The sequence below is a fragment of the Shimia sp. R9_1 genome, assembly GCF_017743775.1.
Classification (GTDB): domain Bacteria; phylum Pseudomonadota; class Alphaproteobacteria; order Rhodobacterales; family Rhodobacteraceae; genus Shimia.
Map to the genome: position 1 here is coordinate 15161 of NZ_JAGHRN010000005.1, position 19077 is coordinate 34237.

Sequence of the window (19077 nt, forward strand, 5' to 3'; positions counted from 1 at the left end):
GTGGCTGTGGTCTCCGTCTTTTCTTGCGTCTCTTCTGGAATTTCCCAGCAGCGTCAGCGAAGTGGCTGCAAAAAACAAGGGACTGACACAATCGTGTTTGCGAGGCGGCACCGCCCAAACGCAAAACAGGCGCCCCGAGGGACGCCTGCCAAAAGCTTGCGATAATGCGCAGGATCAGCTGTTCGCTGCGATCAGCTGCTGTGCCACCAGATCGTGGTCGAGCCACAGAACCGGACCATCGGCATTGCTGGAGGCGCCAAAGATCAAAGCGCCGGTCGCGCTCACCACATGGGCGCTCAGCACGTCACTCACCAGCTCTTTGCGGTTCTTGTGCAGCGCCACGATGTCAGCGGATGTGCCCACGGTCATTTCGACCTGCTCTGGGCTGTTCTGCATCGGCCAGGCTTCAAAGTTATAGAAGGACTGCATCACCGGGTTCTGCTGATAGGCCCCAACGGTCTCCAGAATGGCTTCCAGCGTTTCGCCGTCTTTGAGCAGCGCCTGACATTCATCCCAGACACCCTGCACCCAGGCGCCACCGCCCTCTTTGCGGTAAGCTTCCAGCAGCGGCACCAGCGACAGCTCGATCCCGGCAAACACATCCGAAGAGTTGGTGCGGATTTCAGGGCAGTTGAACACGGTTGCCTTCACGCCCTGCTCCCAAGCCTTCTGCGCAAACGCTTCCAGGTTCATCTTGGCATAGCCCTGCGTGTAGCTGGTGTAGGTCTGCCACTGATAGGTGCCATCAATCAGAACGCGGGTGCCGTGGTAGCCATATGCGGAGTAACGCACCTGCCCGCCGCCCGCTTCGATCTTGCTGCGCAGCGCGGCACTTTGCTCAAGCAGATGGCCAAAGCTGTTAGCGGTCACCTCGTCAAAGTTCTGCAGGATCAGCTTGCCCAGATCGCTGTCCATCAGCGCCTGAGACGGCATGTGACGCGCGCCACGGCCTTTGTAGATGCGGTTGGCAATCGCCAGAAACGCTTTTGCGCGTGGAATGCCGCCCGCCATGGTGTGGGCAAAGAACACGTTCTTGCCCGCCGGGATCATGCCTTCCAGCTCTGCCATCACGCGGCCAAGCGCCTCGGTGAAACGCGCGGTGCCGATCTCGCGGCAGGTGTCCACCGCCTCCCAGTCGAGTTTGTACTCCTGCCAGTTGTCCAGCGTCATGTCGCCCAGCATATCGGTGGGCGTCGCGCCCCCTTCCGGCGCATCCATGTCAAAGCCGGCCATCAGCGGAATGTTGATGATCTTGCCGCCGAGGTTTTCCTCTGCCGCTGCGTGCTCTTCATCGGTCAGTGCGCGCAGAGCCCCATCGTCTTCGCGGCGTCCCACGGTGATGCCGATCACCTCCATGCCAGCAGCCTTCGCCGCCTCGATCAGGCCTGTCGCATAGCCGCGCCCGAAGAGCTCACCAAACAGGACGAAAACATCGCCCGCGCCAAAAACTGTATTCTCAGGAAGTGCCGTCAGGGGAATGGAGTGTTTCATAGTCGACTTCTTATCTGTGGCCCCAAAAGCAAAACGGGGGCCAGGTTTGCTGCTTGGCGCTGTTTTTGACAGGCGCTCTCGGTTCTGTGATTGCCCATTGTGCGCCTGATGGCAACCGCTAGATGGCCAAAGCCAAGGGATTAACGCCTGATGAATGGCAACCGCAACAGGTTGCCCAAACGAAAACAGGCGCCCCGAATGGGACGCCTGCAGCAAATCGGTGAAAAAACCGAATTACTTAACTTCGACTTCAGCGCCAGCTGCTTCCAGCTTGCCTTTGATGTCTTCGGCTTCGTCCTTGGACACGCCTTCTTTAACTGCTTTGCCGCCAGCTTCGACCAGCTCTTTGGCTTCTTTCAGGCCCAGACCTGTGATGCCGCGAACTTCTTTGATGACGTTGATTTTCGATGCGCCTGCGGATTTCAGGATCACGTCGAATTCAGTCTTCTCTTCTTCAGCTGCGCCACCGGCGTCGCCGCCAGCTGCTGCCATTACAACCGCGCCACCGGCGGCTGGTTCGATGCCATACTCGTCTTTGAGGATGGTTTTCAGTTCTTGTGCTTCCAGCAGGGTCAGACCCACGATGCTTTCTGCGAGTGCTTTCAGATCAGCCATTTTAGACTCTTTCCGTTATCAGATATGTGTTCCAACGTTGGGCATTCACCCTACGCGGTTCAAAAAGTTGCTTACGCAGCCTCTGCCTTTTCCTCGATGGTAGACAGGATGGATGCGATGTTCGAAGCAGGTGCGCCAATTGCACCGGCGATGCTGGAAGCAGGTGCGCCGAGCATGCCAGCGATCTGAGCGATAAGCTCGTCGCGGGAAGGCATTTTCGACACGGCTTCAACACCGGCACGGTCCAGAGCGTTCTCGCCCATTGCACCGCCAAGGATTTCGAACTTCTTGTTCGTCTTGGCGAAGTCCTCGGCCACTTTGGCGGCTGCCACAGGGTCCTCGGAATAGGTCAGAACGGTCATACCCGACAGAAGGTCACCCATGCTCTCGCATGGTTTGCCTTCCAGGGCGATCTTGGCGAGCCTGTTCTTGGCGACACGTACTGCACCACCCGCGTCACGCGCACGTGCGCGCAGGTCTTGCATGTCAGCAACCGTGAGACCCGCGTAGTGGGCAACCACTACAACGCCAGAGCTTTCAAAGATCTGGCCGAGTTCCTCGACCACCTTCTCTTTTTGTGCTCTATCCACAGTTTTACTCCAAATATGGGGCTTGCACCCCGGCTCAGTTTTGCACACCGCAAAGCGGCATGCGTTTAGGTCCAAACAAAGGGTTGGGAACCAAGATCGCCGAAGCGCCCGGAAAGGGCCTTCTTAGAATTCTTGTCTCTTACCCCATCTCGGGAAGGAATTATTCAGGCGGCTGCCGGAACCCTCCGTCTTGGACAGGCCACCTCAGAAGAATCGCTGACGCGACACCCCAAGGTGGGCAAGCGGGCTTTTAGAAGGGGCGCGCGGGTTTGTCCACAGGAAAGTTAGGAGCGCGCCATTGCGCTTAGATCTTGTGTGCGGCCAAAGCCTCCCAGAAAGCCTCCAGCCCCAAGGAGGTGTTCTCCACCTTCCGTGCCGCGCAGATGTTCCACGAAATCTCCTGCGCCATCGACACAGGTTTTGCCTGACCGGTTGGCATGATCTCTGAAAAGCTCTCCGCCACCCCGCCAACAATATACTCAGGCTCACTGAGCAGCCCGGTCAGCAGATGATAGTCGTCACTTTCGATCTGCGGCAGCGCGCGCACTGTTGCCTCCGCCTGCACATCTCCGCCCAGAGCTTTTGTCAGCGTGCTGCGCCAATGCTTGTGCAAGTAAGGTGAGGCAAACGGATAAGCAAACACCTCGGCCAGTGTGCGCGGGCCACCGTCGTGAATGGCGTGATCACGGTGAGCCATAAACTGGATCGCCCGTTTCTGCATCACCATGATTTCCACATTGTCCGCTTCCGGCGTGTAGGTCAGATCCCCGAGGAAAATGTCAAACTGCCCGGCCTGCAATAAATCCAGGGGCCGGCCATAGGCGCTTACCAGAACCCTAAACCGCAAATCAGGCAGAACGGCGCGCACCGCGCGGATCGCGGGCTGTATCAAGGTTCTGGTGGTCAGCGGGCCACAGCCGATGTGCAACACCCCCGGCCCTCTGTCGCGCAGCTTGGCCACATGGGTGGCATAGCGGTTGAGATCCTGACGCAAGCCTTCTGCAATCGGCAGAAACTCCTGCCCCGCACGTGTCAGCGTGCTGCTGTTGCGACTGCGGTGAAACAGCGGTGTCCCGACGTGCTGTTCGGCCTGATTGATGTAGCGGGACAAAGAGGCGTTTGACACGCCCATCTCTCGCGCCGCGCCCTGAAAACTGCCCTTCTCAGCCAAAGCGAGAAAAGCGGTCAATGCGTTTTCGGGGATCATACGGGCGCACCTGCTTTCAGTTTTCAACCTCTAGGTTTCACAATCTGAAATCTGGGTAAAGCCCCGTTGCGGCATCAAATGCTTGATCGCTATGCAGAAACACCATCGACGATACACGCTTTACGTGATGTCTAACCAGTGTGAGGTCTAAAATGCACCAACTGAAGTCTCTCGCGGCGGCCAGCGCCGTGGCTGCGGCCACGCTCTACGCCAGCCCGATCTGGGCAGAAACGCCCCCACCCAACATTCTGGTGATCATGGCCGATGACGTGGGCTGGGCCAGCCTCGGCAGCTACCATCAGGGTGTCAAAAGCATCCAGACCCCCAATCTGGATCAGCTGGCTGCTGACGGCCTGCGCCTGACAGACTACTACGCCCAGCCCAGCTGTACTGCCGGGCGCTCAGCCTTCATTACCGGTCAGCTGCCGGTGCGCACAGGCATGCATACGGTGGGTCTGCCGGGCGATCCTGAAAAAGGCCTGAATGAAAACGACCCGACCCTGGCAAACATGCTCAAGGCGCTGGAATACACCACCGGGCAGTTTGGCAAAAACCACCTTGGCGACATGAACAAGTTCCTGCCAACGGTGAAAGGCTTTGATGAGTACTGGGGCTGGCTCTATCACCTGAACGCGATGGAATATACGTCTGACCCGGATTGGCCAAAGGATCAGACCTTTAACGACACTTTTGGTCCGCGCAATATCATCCACGCCTATGCCACCGAGACCGCGGATGACACCGTCGATCCGCGCTGGGGCCTCGTGGGCAAACAGCGCATCGTGGATGATGGCCCGGCCCCGCCCGAACGCCAGAAAACGCTTGATGACGAGGTCACCGCCCATACGCTGGATTTCATCAATCGCGCCGTGGACAGCGAAACGCCTTTCTTTGTCTGGATGGCCCCCGCACGTGCCCACGTCTGGACCCATCTCAGCCCGGAATATGAGGCCATGCTCGGCGACGGGCGCGGCCTGCAGGATGTGGTGATGAAAGAGCTCGACGACAATGTCGGCAAAGTCCTGGCGCATCTGGACACGCTCAACATTGCCGACAACACCATTGTTGTCTTCACTTCAGACAATGGCCCCGAAACCATGACCTGGCCGGATGGGGGCACAACGCCGTTTCACGGCGAGAAAGGCACCACATGGGAAGGTGGTTTCCGCGTACCTGCGATCATCCGCTGGCCCGGCAAAGTGCCCGCTGGCACGGTGAGCAACGGCATCTTTGACGGTCTTGACTGGATGCCAACCCTTGTTGCCGCAGCCGGTGGCCCAGACAACCTGCCCGCGCGTCTGCTGGAAGGTCACGAAGGCTATCAGGTGCATCTGGACGGCTACAACCAGATGCCCCTGATCACCGGACAAGGCGACAGCAACCGCGATGAGATCATCTACTATGAGGGGCCAGACCTTCAGGCGGTGCGCTACCGCGACTGGAAAGCGCATTTCACCGTCCAGACGCAAGGCTGGGCCGGCCCCAAAGAGGAGCTCAACGCCCCACTGCTCTTCAACCTGCGGCGCGATCCCTACGAGAAGGCGGCGGATGAATCCGGCATGTACACCCGCTGGATGGGCAACAAAATGTGGGCCTTCGGTCCTGCGGCAAAACTGGTCCAGAAGCACCTGACCACCTTTGAGGACTTCCCGCCACGCGGTGTCGCCGTGACCAATCAGGACCACGTCGAAGAGCAAATCGCCACCGAAGGCGGCATGTCTCAATAAATGCAAAACCGGAGGCAGGCGACTCTGCCTCCGGGATCTTTGTGGCACACCGCCACTCTGAGACTGTCAGGTCTGACCCGCTCAATGCAGGCTCAACAGCACCTCGACATCGCGCTGGCTCAGAGGTTTCAACAGAGCGTGCTCATCTGCGTTGAGCTTCGCCTCCCCCGCCACATGGCGCAGGATCAGGGCGGCGACTTCGCTGGTTGGTTGATAATAAAGATCCGGATAAAGCCCGCTCAGCTCTGAGACCAGCCGTTGCAGCAACTTCTTGAGCTTCTCCGCATCCAGATCTTTGCGCTTTTCCTGCAACATGGCTGGCCCTCCTGAGGCAATTCTCTCATCTCTTAGATGCGCATACGAAACGGCGCGATCAAGGGATGACGCAAAACCGCGCGCCCTGCCGGTAAAGTGAGCCGCCCCCTGCCCCGCGCCGTATGAGATCTGTGCTACCCTCTGAGCAGGAGAACGACACCCATGACCACGCGCAGCTTTATCAGACGGATCACCTCCGCATTGGCGTCAGCGCCCGCCGCCCGGCCCGCAAGCGGCGCGAAAGCCTCAACTGCGGCCCCAAGTCTTACTAAGCTCAAAGACAGCCTGCGTGTGCTCGATCAGGATCCCTATCTCTATGTGGTCGACTGGGATTTGCAGATCATTTCAGTGTTTGACGATCTCAGATATGACCGCGCCGACGTTGATGCCTTGGCGGGGCCCATGCGCAGCCATGTGATGCAGAAGCTGAAACCGCTGGGGTTTGAGCAGATCACCGGCCATGTCATCGCGCACACCACGGCGGATATGCAGATGGTCATGCCCAAGTTCCGCGCGCTTGGCGAATCCCCGTTCAACGCCACCCATTTCACCAAACGCAGGCCGCAGGATTTCTACATCCTGACGCCCACCCAAAGCGCCTGTGTGCTGATCGACAGCTACCCGCCGGAAGAGGCGCAGGAGCGTCTCCTGACGTTGATCAAACAGCAGCCGATAAACATCTACCGGATTCTGGATTATATGGCGCGCGATGACCGGCGCATGGCGTTCAAACCCGCGCTTGGCCATTTGAAATTTGTGCAGAGGCAGGCGGTCCGCTCAGAGCCGCTGTGCCGCAGGCGCGCTTTGCGCTGACGCCTCAGAACCAGATCGCCAGCAAGGCCTGCGCGTCCTCATCGTTCTGATCCGCCGCCTGACGCAGCCAGGTCTCCGCCTCATCAATTTCACCCCAACGGTGCAACAGACGGCCAAGCTCCCGCTGGCTCGGCGCATGGCCACCATGCGCGCCAAGGGCAAACCAGTTTCGCGCCTTTTCCTCATCCGCCTCAACGCCGCGCCCGTCCAGCATCATGCGCCCCGCGCGGTAGGTCGCCCATTCCTCGGTGACACCTTTCAGCAGCACATCAAGATACCAACTGAAGGCTTCACTTTCATTTTGCGGCTGATCTCCCTGACCTGTTTCATAGATATAGGCAATCTTGTTACCGCAGGCGTATTCCCCCAGTTCATGGGCCGAGCTGTAGGCATAGATCGCCTTCGAGCTGCTTTGAGGCACAATGTCCCCGTCCCGGTAGAGGTCGCCGATGCGCTCAAAGGCAGGCCCATAGCCCAACGCGCCTGACGCCTCGTAAGCCTCAATCGCCAGCTCAGCGTCCACAGAAACGCCTTTGCCGTCCCGATAGAGGTCCCCGACGTTTATGTGCCCGAAGGGAGAACCGTAATCTGCGGCGATGGTGTAATACAGCAGCGCGTCACCATAGTCCTGCGGCACGCCGTTTCCGTCTTCATAGAGCACGCCCAGATTGTTGGCCCCAAGCCCGCTGCCCAACATGGCTGCGGCCAGGCTCACATCCGCCGCCTCCTTATAGTCCTCAGCCTTCATCAGCGCCCGGCCATAGGCCGCCATGGCCTCGGGATCCGGATCGTCCAAATCCATCACCGGAGCGCAGGCGGCAAGCGCTTCTTCGGTGACGATGTCATCCCAGGCCCTGCCCATGTAATCCTCGACATGCAGGGGGGCGATGGCGGCACGCATACAGGCGTTTTCGATTTCAAACACCTCCCAGTCCGAGAGCTGCCCTTCGTCATTGTCGGCCACCGCGGGTTCCGGATCAGGTTCCGGTGCAGAGATTGGCGCCGATGGCGGGACGTTGCCCAAAACCGCCAGCCTTTCGCGCGCCAATCCCGAATAGATCGCGCAATCCCCAAAAACCGAGAGGTATTCCTCAAAAACCTGCGCCGAGCTGCTGTCTTTCACATCGCCCCAGATGCTGCGCGCCGCAGCACAATCTGCAGCCGCCACTTCCGCGCTGGCCAGCCACAAGGCTGCCACGGTCAAAATGCGTTTCAATATCCCGCTCCCCCAAAAGTCACTTCCACCAGCGCTGCCCGCCGGTTGTTCTAATGGTTTCAACTACATCGCGAGAAAACGCACATGTCCAGAAGAAAGCGGCAATAGCAGGTTCACGCGCCGCCCAAGGCTTGTTTCAAAATCGCGCTGCGGTGGCGGAACACGCTGTCCTGATCAAAGGCCTGCCCGTCCTGCCGGGCACTCCCCTGCAGGGACAAAAGCGCCTCGGGCTGCTGCGCCAAGGTCTTCACCGTTTCTGACAGGGCCTGCACGTCTCCGCGCGGCACAAAACGTCCGCCGCTATGGGCTGCCACCAGCTCGCGCGGATAGGCGCCGTCATAACCGACAATCGGCGTGCCCGACATCAGCGCCTCGATCAGACAGCGCGGGCTTTCCGGGGTTTTGTGGCAAAACAGGAAGATATGGGCACGCCGCAAGGCGGCCATCACCACCTCGCGGTCCTGCACAAAGCCCGGCAGGGAGACCTGCGCCTCAAGCCCCGCCTTGGCCACCGCGCGCCGCATCTCTTCCAGCATGGGGCCGTCGCCCAGCCAGCTGGCGTGAAACACCACCCCCGCGTCGCGGAGCCCCTGCAAAACGCTGAGCCACTCCAGCGGCCCCTTCATGGCATCCGCGCGCCCAGCATAGACGATCTGCAGCGGCCCCTGCTGCAGGGCGCTCTGCTTGGCCTGAAAAGACGTCGTGTCGATCTGAAAACTGCGGTCCAGCAGAATGTCATGCACCACATGGGGATTGCGATTAAAAGGTGCGTAGGTGTCAAAGGTCTCCCGCCCGTGAAACAGCCCCAGATCCGCGCGCCGGATCACCGCTTTCTCAAGCGCCCACATCGGCCCCGCCGTCAGCCGCTTGCGCAGCCGGGTCCGCAACGGGCCTTGCGTGGCGGTCAGGCGGGTCACTTCGCTTTCCACCCGATCGGTCCAGACCGCAAAGCGACGCCCGGCGCTTTTGGCTGTGAAACACGCCACCGCGCCCCAGTCCCCCAAGAGCCCGCCAATGGCAAAGGACAGGACATCCGCCTCTTTGATCAGCGACCGGATCTTGTGGCGCGTGGCGGGGTAATGCTTTGCAAAACCTGCCAGGGAATAGGCCGCAGGCAGCGGATGCAGCGCCACCCGATCAAGGTCACCAAACTGATAGGCGCTCCAGCCCACGGGTGGTGGCGCATCAATCACTGGCATCATAGCGGCCACAGTGGCAAAATTATCCGCCCAAAGCCGCAAGCCAACCCGCGCCTGATCCTCCAGAAACAACTGCCCCTCCGCCCGGTAAAGCGGCACGGGCGCATAAATCAGAAGTCTTTCGGCGTTGCTCTCTGTCACATCGACCTTCAGGCTGTCGTTCCATTGATGTGACCTCATCATGCACCGCTTGGGTTACCATTCGGTGAGGCGCCACCTTCGCTGCGCAATACATCCTGCAGGGCGCCGCCTGTCCACGAAAAAGGGCGCCCCAACCGGGACGCCCTCAAATTCTTCTGCAAAGTGTTGCGCTTACTCAGAAGCAGCGGCGTCCACGGAAATGGTCACGCCTGGGCCCATGGTGGAGGACAGAGCAACTTTCTTCACGTAGGCACCTTTCGCGCCAGCAGGCTTGGCTTTCAGAACCGCGCCCATGAAGGCTTTCACGTTCTCAACCAGCTTGCCTTCGTCAAAAGACACTTTGCCAACGCCTGCGTGTACAACACCGGCTTTTTCCACTTTGAACTGAACTTCGCCACCCTTGGCGTTTTTGACAGCGTCAGCAACGTCCATGGTCACGGTGCCAACTTTTGGGTTTGGCATCAGGTTACGTGGGCCAAGCACTTTACCCAGACGGCCAACAACAGGCATCATGTCAGGGGTCGCGATGCAGCGGTCGAAGTCGATGGTGCCGCCTTGAACGGTTTCCATCAGGTCTTCTGCGCCAACGATGTCGGCACCTGCTGCTTGTGCTTCTTCAGCTTTTGCGCCGCGTGCAAATACTGCAACACGCACGTCTTTGCCGGTGCCGTTAGGCAGACCAACAACGCCGCGGACCATCTGGTCTGCGTGACGTGGGTCAACACCCAGCTGAACAGCGATTTCTACGGTCTCGTCGAATTTTGCAGTCGCCGCACCTTTGACCAGTGCAACAGCTTCTTCGACGCTCAGGTTCTCTTTGCCTGCGAACGCTTCACGCGCGGCAGCAGTACGCTTACCAAGTTTCGCCATTACTTCACCTCGATGCCCATGGAACGCGCGGAACCAAGGATGATCTGCATTGCAGCATCGATGTCGTTTGCGTTCAGGTCTTTCATTTTCGCTTCGGCGATTTCTTTCACCTGGGCAGCGGTCACGGAACCCACGGTCTCACGACCTGGCAGGTTTGCACCGGATTTCAGCTTGGCAGCCTTCTTCAGGTAGTAAGACGCAGGTGGCGTCTTGATGTCCATGGTGAAGGACTTGTCCTGATAGTAGGTGATCACGGTTGGGCAAGGCGCACCTGGCTCCATGTCCTGTGTCTTGGCGTTGAACGCCTTACAGAATTCCATGATGTTGATGCCGCGCTGACCCAGCGCCGGACCTACGGGCGGGGACGGGTTGGCTTGACCTGCAGGAACCTGCAGCTTCATTGTACCAGCAAGCTTCTTAGCCATTTGGTTTTCCTTTCAACATAGGCAGAACGCGATCTGCCCGGTTTGTGTTGCGTGGTCCGATCTGTGCATCGCGATGCCCAAGACCTCCCACGAGAGAATCTCGCCCGAAGACGATAGAGGCGGCGTTTACGCCTGTTTTAGGGTGTTGGCAAGGGGTTCAAATAAATAGGCGAGACTGACTCTGAGTATCTGATTACCGCCTAAGACTTCTATTCCCAGAGCTTCAATGGGACATCATTTTGAAAGAGCTTTAGCGGAGGATCAACCAAACCGCGATTCCGCAAAACGATAGCCAGAGAAAAAGCGAAAACAAAGGAATCGACTCCACATTGAAAAACGTTCTCTTTGTTTCAAACCGACCGATCTGTGTAGTTTCGCTTTCGCTGCCTATTGGATAAGACTTACCTAAGTACATAATATCATGGCGCAATTGAAAAGGGCCGATGAGAATTCGGCGAGGCAACTTTAGCTCGGGCTGCAACTCTAAAATATAGCTATCCAGTTCTTTCAACGTGTCTCGATGGATCTTTCTATAGGCGGCGCTGCGCTTATAAGAGCAGTACCAAACGTATGAATAAAAGACCCCAACTGCGGACAAAATTATCGCCAGAGACAGTAAGAGTTTAGAGTTTGCTGCAAGCGGACTTGCTTCGTAGGCGACCCCCAAAAGAACACCGTAAGCTGCCACGAGAATTGTATTTGTAGTAGCAAATTGAGTAGTGCGCTGCTGCACAAAGTCATCCGAGTGCCGGAACAATTCAAGATGCTTCGCGTATATGGTTTCTACATGTAAAAGTAGCCGCTGATTGTTTTCCATTATTTAAAAATGGGCGGTCAACATGGCATTTTCAATGCGGTAGGGACCATAGTCTAACTGGATAATCAACAGCTTCAGGCCTCGCACGCCAAGAAAACCAAGATCATCGACCTCTAGGGAATTATGATCTGTGCGCCCCAGCCCAATTCAGCTCAAATTTGACAAACTCCGCCTCACCTGCTTCAAGCGCGCCGCACTCTATCTCCTCCGCAACCTTCTGAGGCTCCCTCATGACATCCAACAAACGCATCGTGCTTTCCAGCGACCACGCCGCCATTGATCTGCGCCGCGCGGTGGCCGATCACATCTCTGCCCAAGGCTATGAGGTGCTCGACATCGGCCCAACCACCACCGAAAGCACCCACTACCCCAAACACGGCCAGGCCGCCGCTGAGCGCGTTGTCGCTGGCGAGGCCGATCTCGGCATCATCCTGTGTGGCACCGGCCAGGGCATCATGATGGCCGCCAATAAGGTCAAAGGCATCCGCTGCGGTGTCTGCTCTGACACGTTCTCCGCCGCGATGATCCGCGCGCACAACAATGCCAACATGCTGTCGCTTGGCGCACGCGTGGTGGGCGAAGGCCTCGCGCTTGAAATCGTGGATGCCTTCCTCTCTACCGAGTTTGAGGGCGGCCGCCACGCCACCCGCGTGGACATGATCGAAGCCTGATCGCTCAACAGATCTGAAACGCACGGTCTCCACCGACGCGCAGGAGGCGAAGCCGACCAGCCCCCTCCATCTTTACGGGCCCTCCCCATGGGAGGGGGCTTTACCCCCACCCAGGGTCGCGGGCTGGCCTATGTGCCTCGATACAGTCGTTGCAGATTTGTCGGACGATGACCTAGGCTCAGGCAACCACCAGACAAAGAAAAAGCCCCGCATCACCGGATGCGGGGCTTTTTTGTCTCTGCAAAGTGCCGCAGCTTACATCTGCTTGGTCACCTGCGTGTATTCCAACTCAACCGGGGTCTCACGGCCGAAGATGGAGACCGTCACCTTCAGGCGCTGGTTCTCTTCGTCCACTTCCTCAACCATACCGTCGAAGTCTTCAAACGGACCGTCGTTGACCTTGACCTTCTCGCCCACTTCAAAGCTGATCATCAGCTTCGGTGCGGCTTCGCCTTCCTCAACGCGGCCCAGGATGCCCTGAACTTCCGCGTCGCGCATTGGCATTGGGCGGCCTTGTGGGCCCAAGAAGCCGGTGACGCGGTTGATGGAGTTGATCAGGTGATAACCCTGGTCGCTCATTTCCATGTGAACCAGCACGTAGCCCGGCATAAAGCGGCGCTCGGTGGTCACTTTCTTGCCGCGACGCACTTCGATCACTTCTTCGGTCGGCACCAGCACTTCGTCAATCTGGTCCTCAAGCCCCTGCTCTTCGACCGACGTGCGAATTGTTTCGGCGACCTTCTTTTCGAAGTTCGAAAGCACGCTAACCGAATACCACCGTTTCGCCATCTGTTGTTCTTCCCGTCCTTGCCGGCGTCTGGCCGGAGTGTCGTTTATGTTCGAAGTCTCAAATCAGACTATCAGGAACAAAAAATCGGCGTGCAACTCGAATCGCCACACGCCATGCATCTTGTAGAAGCAGTCCCTACCGCCCTTGCCCGCTCAATTCAAGGGACAACCGGCGAGCGAAGGCCTGTGGGGATTAGCCAAAAAGCGCCAGAATGCCTTGCAAGCCGGAGCGGATCAGAATGTCCACCAGCGAGAAGAAGGCCGCGGTCAGCGCTGCCATGATGAAGACCATCACAGTGGTCAACAGCACTTCGCGACGGGTCGGCCAGACCACTTTGGAAACTTCCGCGCGGACTTGCTGAATAAAGGTGATCGGATTGGTTTTCGCCATGACGCTTCTTCTTTGCCTTGATCAAAGGCTGACATACTTGGGGCTTGCGGCAATTTCAAGGCCCAAGCGGGGGCAATGCGCAGGCAATTGGTTGGGGCTTAGCCTCTGATCCGCGCCAGCCGCGCTTCAAAGCTCGGATCTACCAACCCGTCCCATGCATCGGCCTCGGTCACCGGGCGGTTGAGAATGCCATGCCAGCGGCGCGGCAAAATCCGTTGCAGAAAGCGCGCGCGGGACTGATCGGCCCAGACATAGCGTTTCAGCATATAGAGCACGATCCGCGCCATGCGGTCCTGACCAATCAGTGCACCAATCAGCAGCACCGCAGAGATCACACTCAGGATCAGCATCGGAATGAACCAGGGCTGCCAGATCACCACGCTGCACAGAAACATGAAGGAAATCATGCGCGGAGAGGTGACCACGCGGCGCAGGCTGCGCCCGGTGCGACCCTCCACCACCTCGATCTTGCGCCAGCTGCGTTTCACGGGCTGAAGGTTGTCGATGTAAGGGTCCGGATAGATGGACTCAGGCTCTTGCGGTGCGCTTGATTGCGGCTCTGCTGCAACCTGCGCCACACGTTCCGTGGACGGCTGCGGCGCGGCACGCACGGGCGGCTCATAGCCTGCACCGGTGTATTGTGGTCGGGCTGCAAAAGGGTTGCTTGGAGAAAGGGGTTTGGCTTCCGGCACCGGATTTGATTCCGCCAACAAGGCGCGGATAGTGTCCAAGGTCGCGTCTGTGTAGGGCTCGCCCGGCTGAATGATATCCTCGCCGAATTGATTCGGTTTCTTGGGCCGTGCAAGTGTCAGATCTTCACTCATCTCTCTACCCTGCTTTACTAGATCACCAGTGCACCAAACAGAGGGTGCGGTAGCCCTCTAAAATCAAAGGCCATCACGACATTGATGCGGTCAAATTTGGGAAAAAATGTGGCAACTCCGGTGTCGCACCACCCAGAAGATGCAAGCGCCGCGCGGCGTTCCCGCTAGGATATAAGCTCAGGAGCCGCTGCGTGCCAATAGCTTGCGCAGCACGCCGATCTCCCGCCCCCAGACATGGGCAAAGTGAATCGCCACCGCCTGCACCGCATCCCGGGCACGTTCCGGCCCCAGAAGCACTGCGGTCAGAAGCAGCATGATCACCAGCCAGATCATCAGACGCATGGCCACCGAAGGCACCACCGCCGCCAGTGTGATCACCACAATCAGCGCCAAGAGACGCGGGCGTGGCCAGCGTCTGCGCCAATCGGCCATCTCCGGCTCCGCCAAGGCACGTTTTTCTGCCGACACAAGGTCAGGGGCATTGCGCAGCATGGCACGGTCTACATTCGAGAGTTCTGGCGTTTTGCTCTTGCGCAGGGACAATCGCCCCATACGGCGCTTGGCCTCACGCATCAAACGACGGTCATCGCTTGGCGGTCCATCCAAGCTGTCCTTGCCTCCGAAAACCGCATCCTGCGGCTGCTCCGGATCAAAATCTCCCAAACGAAACCCATGTCTCATAGGTCTATTTCACCTCGTACTGCCGCCCCCAAAAAACTGCGGCGCCCCAACTTCTGCTGGGCGTCTCGTCAATCATTAATGAAATGTAAAGATGTCTCGATGAGGACGCCGATTGGGGCAAAATCGGGTTCTTTTGAGGCGAAATTCTGACCACGCTACTGCCGCTCTGAGTGCAACCCACGCGGCCAGAGCACAAAAGACTGTACGTCCTGCCCAAACAGAGGCTCTTGGCCTTTGCACAGTCCCGGTGCTACGCATTCTCCAACAACTACGGGGAGAGCAAATGGACCGTGCCGATATTGTCGATCAGGCCTTCAGAGAGCGCCTGACCAAAGGGGCCCTGCCGCAGGGGGCCGCCGCATCAGGACCGCTGGAGGACGCGCGCGCCCGCGAGATTTTTGCAGCGCAGTGCCTCAGCCGCAATCTGGACCGCCGTTCGCGCAAAATGCAGTCTGAGGGCAATGGGTATTACACCATCGGCTCCTCGGGGCATGAGGGCATGGCAGCGGTGGCTGCGGCTCTGCGCCCTGATGACATGGCGTTTCTGCACTACCGCGATGGCGCGTTTCAGGCCATGCGCTCAACACAGGTTGAAGGCGTGGATGCAGCATGGGACATGCTTCTGAGCTTCTGCACCTCGATGGAGGATCCGATCTCCGGCGGGCGTCACAAGGTGCTGGGCTCCAAGGCGCTCAACATCCCGCCGCAGACCTCCACCATTGCCTCCCACCTGCCCAAGGCCGTGGGGGCCGCCTATTCCATCGGCCTCGCCAAACGCCGCGCGCCCGAGCACAAACAACTGGCTGATGACAGCATCGTCATCTGCTCCTTTGGCGATGCCTCCGCCAACCACTCCACTGCGCAGGGTGCGATCAACACCGCCTGCTGGACGGCCTATCAATCCGCCCCCATGCCGCTGCTGTTTGTTTGCGAGGACAATGGCATCGGCATCTCGACCCGCACGCCGGGCGGCTGGATCAACGCCAATTTTGCCCAGAAACCCGGCCTGAAGTACTTCACTGCCAACGGACTCGACATCTATGACACCTTCCGCGCCGCCCAAGAGGCCGCAGACTATGTGCGCAAACACCGCAAACCGGCCTTTCTGCATCTGACGCTTGTGCGCCTTTACGGTCATGCCGGCTCTGACATGCAGCAGGCCTACCTGCCCAAAGCCACCTTTGAGGCCTGGGAAGCGGATGATCCGCTGCTGCATTCCGTGCGCCTGCTGTCTGAGGCCGGTGCGCAGACGCCTGAGGTCTCTCTTGCGGTCTATCAGGAGGCCGAGGACCGCTGCGCCGCACTGGCGGAAAAGGCCGTGAAAACCCCGCGTCTTTCAAATGCCGCCGAGGTCATGGCATCGCTGGTGCCACCGGCCCGCGAGATTGCCGCCAGCAACGGCCCCACACCGGAGGCCCGCGAAAAGGCCTTTGGCGCGGATCTCAAGCAGATGGACAAACTCCAGCCCATGTCGCGCTTGCTCAACTGGGCGCTCACCGATCTGATGCTGGAACACGGCGAAATCGTGATGATGGGCGAGGACATCGGCACCAAAGGCGGCGTCTATGGCGTCACGCAAAAGCTCAAAGACCGCTTTGGCGCGGATCGCATGATCGACACGCTGCTGGATGAGCAGAGCATCCTTGGGCTTGCCATCGGCATGGCGCACAACGGCTTTGTCCCGATCCCGGAAATCCAGTTCCTCGCCTATCTGCACAACGCCGAAGACCAGCTGCGCGGCGAAGCGGCGACGCTGCCGTTCTTTTCAAACGGTCAATTCGCCAACCCGATGGTGCTGCGCATCGCTGGGCTTGGCTATCAGAAAGGCTTTGGCGGGCACTTCCACAATGACAACTCGCTGGCCGTGCTGCGCGACATCCCCGGCATCATCATCGCCTGCCCTTCACGCGGCGATGATGCGGCCAAGATGATGCGCGAATGTGTGCGGCTGGCCCGTGCGGAAAACCGCGTCGTGGTGATGGTGGAGCCGATCGCGCTCTATCCGATGCGCGACCTGCTGGAGGACAAAGACAACGGCTGGATGGCCACCTATCCCGCCCCAGATCAATCCATCGCTCTGGGTGAAGTTGGCGTTGAGGGTGACGGCCCACTGGCCATTTTGACCTATGGCAACGGGCGTTATCTCTCCACACAGGCCGCCGCCGACCTTGCCAAAGAGGGCATCCAGACCCGTGTGATCGACATGCGCTGGCTCGCGCCGCTGCCTGCCGAGGGCATCCTTGCCGCGCTTGAGGGGGCCGAGAAAGTCTTGGTGGTGGATGAATGCCGCACCACCGGCAGCCAGTCTGAGGCGCTGATGGCGCTGCTGCAGGAGCAAACCACCCTGCCCCACGCCCGCATCGCCGCCCATGACAGCTTTATCGCCACCGGCCCGGCCTATGCCGCTACCATGCCGTCACGCGACAGCATTGCCGAGGCCGCCCGCGCGCTCTGGGCCAAGTCTTAAACGGCGATCACAGCTAAAAAAGAAAAACCCCCGCAGCGCAAACTGCGGGGGTTTCTTATTGTCCTAAACCCGCAGGCTTAGTTCATTTCAAAGTATTTGAACTTCGGAGAATCTTCCGGCTCCACGATGGTGCCAACGTTCTCTTTCATGCCCCAGTTCAGCACCTGGTGATGGATCGGGATATAAAGCTGCTGATCCTGCACAACCTGCCAGATCTCGTTGATCATGCCGTTGCGCTTCTCCAGATCGGTTTCCCCGGCCAGCGCTTCGATCTTCGCATCAAGATCCGCATCCGCAAAGCGGGTTGCGTTCCAGGAGCCATACTTTTCGCCTTTGGAGTGGGCGAGGAAGTTGAAGATATACTCGGAGTCATAGGTCGGAACACCCCAGCCCAGCATGTAGAAATCTGTTTCCAGATTGCTCAGCAGCGGGAAGTGCTGTGCCTTGGGCTTCGCGTCCAGGTTCACCTTCACGCCAATTTTTGCGAGCATGCCCACAGCCGCCTGACAGATCTTCTCGTCGTTGACATAGCGGTCATTCGGGCAGTTCAGCGTGATGCCAAAGCCATCTGCATAACCCGCTTCCGCCATCAGCGCCTTCGCGCCTTCGATGTCGGTGGTGGAGGAGCTGTCCATCGCTTCGTTCCAGCCGTTCACAAACGGCGGCGCAATCATGCCCGCAGGGGCGGACTGGCCGCGCATCACAACCTTCATGATCGCGTTGCGGTCAATCGCCATAGACATCGCCTTGCGCACGCGCACGTCAGACATCGGGTTCATGCCGTCCACATCGTCATTCACGATGTCTTCTGCCGCCTGGTTCATACCAAAGAAGATCACGCGGTTCTGTGGGGCTGTGCGCACGTCCAGACCAGCGGTGCTGTCCACGCGGCCCAGATCCTGCACAGGCACGTCCTGAATGAAGTCCACCTCACCGGACAGAAGCGCCGCCACACGGGTCGCTGCGTTCTGGATCGGGGTGTAGATGATCTCTGTCACCTGAAGCGGGAACTCATCTTTGCCCCAGTAGTTCTCGTTGATCGTCAGAACGGTTTTCACGTCAGGCTCGCGGCTGACCAGCTTGTAAGGGCCGGTGCCGTTGGCGTTCTTGGCTGCAAAGGTGTCTTCGCCGCCTTCATAGTCCTGCACCTTGGTCGCGTTGTTGGCCTCTGCCCAGTCTTTGTCCATGATGAACATGTTGGTCAGGTTGTTGGCCATGATCGGGTTGGGACCGTTGGTCTCAATCTCAATCGTATAGGCATCGGTGGCACGCACTTCTTTCACAGAGGCCAGCAGCTCTTTGTAGTCAGAGTCTTCGGTCATCGCGCGGTCAAGCGAGAATTTTACATCTTCGCTGTCAAAGGTCGCGCCGTCATGGAAAGTCACACCTTCGCGCAGCTTGAACACCCACACATTTGGATTGTCCGCGGACGGACCCCATTCGGTGGCCAGCGATGGCACCATCGCACCCGCATGGTCGCGCATAACCAGCGTTTCCATGATCTGGTGTGCCAGCGCAGAGGTTGGGCCTTCGTTCTGTGCGTGTGGGTCAAGTGTCAGCGCATCACCCGCACGCGCCCAGCGCAGGGTTTCAGCTTGTGCCAGCATTGGCATCGCCACCATCGCAGCGGTCGCCAGCATCATTGTTTTGAACTTCATCAATTTCACTCCCCTGATAAAGTTGGTGGCGCGATGATCCACGTCCACGCGGGAATTATCAAGCCACAACCGCCTCTTATTTCAGCAATTCTGGACCTAAATCGGCCCGACCCAATGAAAAAAGGCGCCAAAATCGGCGCCTCTCCGGGTTTCGGTGAATTTCTATTCAG

General features: G+C 58.7%; 19 protein-coding genes. 4 read left to right on the forward strand and 15 right to left on the reverse strand.

What is annotated here, in order from left to right:
• Positions 1-174 precede the first annotated feature (174 nt).
• The 4 genes from J7399_RS15425 to J7399_RS15440 form a co-directional block, all read right to left on the reverse strand.
• The gene (locus J7399_RS15425) at positions 175-1491 is read right to left on the reverse strand and encodes a hypothetical protein (protein ID WP_209087355.1); all 1317 of its coding nucleotides are present in this window, start codon (positions 1489-1491) and stop codon (positions 175-177) included.
• A gap of 234 nt (positions 1492-1725) precedes the next feature.
• Positions 1726-2106, reverse strand: a complete 381-nt coding sequence (rplL, locus tag J7399_RS15430; RefSeq protein WP_209065891.1) for a 50S ribosomal protein L7/L12 — start codon at positions 2104-2106, stop codon at positions 1726-1728.
• 71 nt (positions 2107-2177) lie between these two features.
• Positions 2178-2696, reverse strand: coding sequence for a 50S ribosomal protein L10 (rplJ, locus tag J7399_RS15435; RefSeq protein WP_058239829.1), 519 nt, complete (start codon positions 2694-2696; stop codon positions 2178-2180).
• Between the two features lie 304 nt (positions 2697-3000).
• A complete protein-coding gene (locus J7399_RS15440; RefSeq protein WP_209087357.1) occupies positions 3001-3903 on the reverse strand; it encodes a LysR family transcriptional regulator in 903 nt (300 codons plus the stop codon).
• Between the two features lie 152 nt (positions 3904-4055).
• Here J7399_RS15440 and J7399_RS15445 point away from each other — a divergent pair, with 152 nt between their 5' ends.
• The gene (locus J7399_RS15445; RefSeq protein ID WP_209087359.1) at positions 4056-5630 is read left to right on the forward strand and encodes an arylsulfatase; all 1575 of its coding nucleotides are present in this window, start codon (positions 4056-4058) and stop codon (positions 5628-5630) included.
• Between the two features lie 81 nt (positions 5631-5711).
• Here the strand turns inward: J7399_RS15445 and J7399_RS15450 are convergent, their stop codons facing one another.
• Positions 5712-5945, reverse strand: coding sequence for a hypothetical protein (locus J7399_RS15450; protein ID WP_209087361.1), 234 nt, complete (start codon positions 5943-5945; stop codon positions 5712-5714).
• Between the two features lie 162 nt (positions 5946-6107).
• Between J7399_RS15450 and J7399_RS15455 the strand changes: the two genes are divergently transcribed.
• The gene (locus J7399_RS15455) at positions 6108-6758 is read left to right on the forward strand and encodes a hypothetical protein (RefSeq protein WP_209087363.1); all 651 of its coding nucleotides are present in this window, start codon (positions 6108-6110) and stop codon (positions 6756-6758) included.
• A 4-nt stretch (positions 6759-6762) separates the two neighbouring features.
• Here J7399_RS15455 and J7399_RS15460 read toward each other — a convergent pair whose 3' ends face one another.
• From J7399_RS15460 to J7399_RS15480, 5 genes are all read right to left on the reverse strand, one after another.
• Positions 6763-7974: a tetratricopeptide repeat protein gene (locus J7399_RS15460; RefSeq protein ID WP_209087365.1), complete on the reverse strand. Its 1212-nt coding sequence runs from the start codon at positions 7972-7974 to the stop codon at positions 6763-6765.
• Positions 7975-8087: 113 nt separating this feature from the next.
• On the reverse strand, positions 8088-9353 hold the full coding sequence (locus J7399_RS15465) for a glycosyltransferase (protein WP_209087367.1): 1266 nt from the start codon (positions 9351-9353) through the stop codon (positions 8088-8090).
• Between the two features lie 132 nt (positions 9354-9485).
• Complete coding sequence (gene rplA / locus J7399_RS15470; RefSeq protein ID WP_209065883.1) at positions 9486-10184, reverse strand: 50S ribosomal protein L1; 699 nt, start codon at positions 10182-10184, stop codon at positions 9486-9488.
• Positions 10184-10609 (reverse strand): 50S ribosomal protein L11, encoded by a 426-nt coding sequence (gene rplK, locus J7399_RS15475; protein WP_058239823.1) that lies wholly within the window; start codon positions 10607-10609, stop codon positions 10184-10186. The genes rplA and rplK overlap by 1 nt, the downstream gene beginning before the upstream one ends.
• Before the next feature lie 250 nt (positions 10610-10859).
• Positions 10860-11342, reverse strand: coding sequence for a hypothetical protein (locus J7399_RS15480; protein ID WP_209087369.1), 483 nt, complete (start codon positions 11340-11342; stop codon positions 10860-10862).
• Positions 11343-11656: 314 nt separating this feature from the next.
• Between J7399_RS15480 and rpiB the strand changes: the two genes are divergently transcribed.
• A complete protein-coding gene (gene rpiB, locus J7399_RS15485; protein ID WP_209080740.1) occupies positions 11657-12097 on the forward strand; it encodes a ribose 5-phosphate isomerase B in 441 nt (146 codons plus the stop codon).
• Positions 12098-12352: 255 nt separating this feature from the next.
• Here the strand turns inward: rpiB and nusG are convergent, their stop codons facing one another.
• The 4 genes from nusG to J7399_RS15505 form a co-directional block, all read right to left on the reverse strand.
• Positions 12353-12886: a transcription termination/antitermination protein NusG gene (gene nusG / locus J7399_RS15490; RefSeq protein WP_209065880.1), complete on the reverse strand. Its 534-nt coding sequence runs from the start codon at positions 12884-12886 to the stop codon at positions 12353-12355.
• A 193-nt stretch (positions 12887-13079) separates the two neighbouring features.
• A complete protein-coding gene (gene secE / locus J7399_RS15495) occupies positions 13080-13277 on the reverse strand; it encodes a preprotein translocase subunit SecE (RefSeq protein ID WP_209065879.1) in 198 nt (65 codons plus the stop codon).
• A 98-nt stretch (positions 13278-13375) separates the two neighbouring features.
• Positions 13376-14101, reverse strand: coding sequence for a hypothetical protein (locus J7399_RS15500; RefSeq protein WP_209087370.1), 726 nt, complete (start codon positions 14099-14101; stop codon positions 13376-13378).
• A gap of 177 nt (positions 14102-14278) precedes the next feature.
• Positions 14279-14782: a hypothetical protein gene (locus J7399_RS15505; protein ID WP_209087372.1), complete on the reverse strand. Its 504-nt coding sequence runs from the start codon at positions 14780-14782 to the stop codon at positions 14279-14281.
• Between the two features lie 283 nt (positions 14783-15065).
• On the opposite strand from J7399_RS15505, the gene J7399_RS15510 reads away from it, so the two are divergent.
• Positions 15066-17249, forward strand: a complete 2184-nt coding sequence (locus J7399_RS15510) for a thiamine pyrophosphate-dependent enzyme (RefSeq protein WP_209087374.1) — start codon at positions 15066-15068, stop codon at positions 17247-17249.
• Between the two features lie 77 nt (positions 17250-17326).
• On the opposite strand, the gene J7399_RS15515 is transcribed toward J7399_RS15510, so the two are convergent.
• Positions 17327-18907, reverse strand: a complete 1581-nt coding sequence (locus J7399_RS15515; protein ID WP_209080726.1) for an ABC transporter substrate-binding protein — start codon at positions 18905-18907, stop codon at positions 17327-17329.
• Between the last annotated feature and the right edge of the window lie 170 nt (positions 18908-19077).

Bases quoted from the DNA above. Each gene is read 5' to 3' on its own strand.
- J7399_RS15515 (WP_209080726.1), bottom strand. From the start codon at position 18,907: ATGAAGTTCAAAACAATGATGCTGGCGACCGCTGCGATGGTGGCGATG.
- J7399_RS15500 (WP_209087370.1), bottom strand. From the start codon at position 14,101: ATGAGTGAAGATCTGACACTTGCACGGCCCAAGAAACCGAATCAATTC.
- rplL (WP_209065891.1), bottom strand. From the start codon at position 2,106: ATGGCTGATCTGAAAGCACTCGCAGAAAGCATCGTGGGTCTGACCCTG.
- rpiB (WP_209080740.1), top strand. From the start codon at position 11,657: ATGACATCCAACAAACGCATCGTGCTTTCCAGCGACCACGCCGCCATT.
- J7399_RS15445 (WP_209087359.1), top strand. From the start codon at position 4,056: ATGCACCAACTGAAGTCTCTCGCGGCGGCCAGCGCCGTGGCTGCGGCC.
- secE (WP_209065879.1), bottom strand. From the start codon at position 13,277: ATGGCGAAAACCAATCCGATCACCTTTATTCAGCAAGTCCGCGCGGAA.
- J7399_RS15505 (WP_209087372.1), bottom strand. From the start codon at position 14,782: ATGAGACATGGGTTTCGTTTGGGAGATTTTGATCCGGAGCAGCCGCAG.
- rplK (WP_058239823.1), bottom strand. From the start codon at position 10,609: ATGGCTAAGAAGCTTGCTGGTACAATGAAGCTGCAGGTTCCTGCAGGT.
- J7399_RS15440 (WP_209087357.1), bottom strand. From the start codon at position 3,903: ATGATCCCCGAAAACGCATTGACCGCTTTTCTCGCTTTGGCTGAGAAG.
- J7399_RS15455 (WP_209087363.1), top strand. From the start codon at position 6,108: ATGACCACGCGCAGCTTTATCAGACGGATCACCTCCGCATTGGCGTCA.
- J7399_RS15465 (WP_209087367.1), bottom strand. From the start codon at position 9,353: ATGAGGTCACATCAATGGAACGACAGCCTGAAGGTCGATGTGACAGAG.
- J7399_RS15510 (WP_209087374.1), top strand. From the start codon at position 15,066: ATGGACCGTGCCGATATTGTCGATCAGGCCTTCAGAGAGCGCCTGACC.
- J7399_RS15450 (WP_209087361.1), bottom strand. From the start codon at position 5,945: ATGTTGCAGGAAAAGCGCAAAGATCTGGATGCGGAGAAGCTCAAGAAG.
- J7399_RS15425 (WP_209087355.1), bottom strand. From the start codon at position 1,491: ATGAAACACTCCATTCCCCTGACGGCACTTCCTGAGAATACAGTTTTT.
- nusG (WP_209065880.1), bottom strand. From the start codon at position 12,886: ATGGCGAAACGGTGGTATTCGGTTAGCGTGCTTTCGAACTTCGAAAAG.
- rplA (WP_209065883.1), bottom strand. From the start codon at position 10,184: ATGGCGAAACTTGGTAAGCGTACTGCTGCCGCGCGTGAAGCGTTCGCA.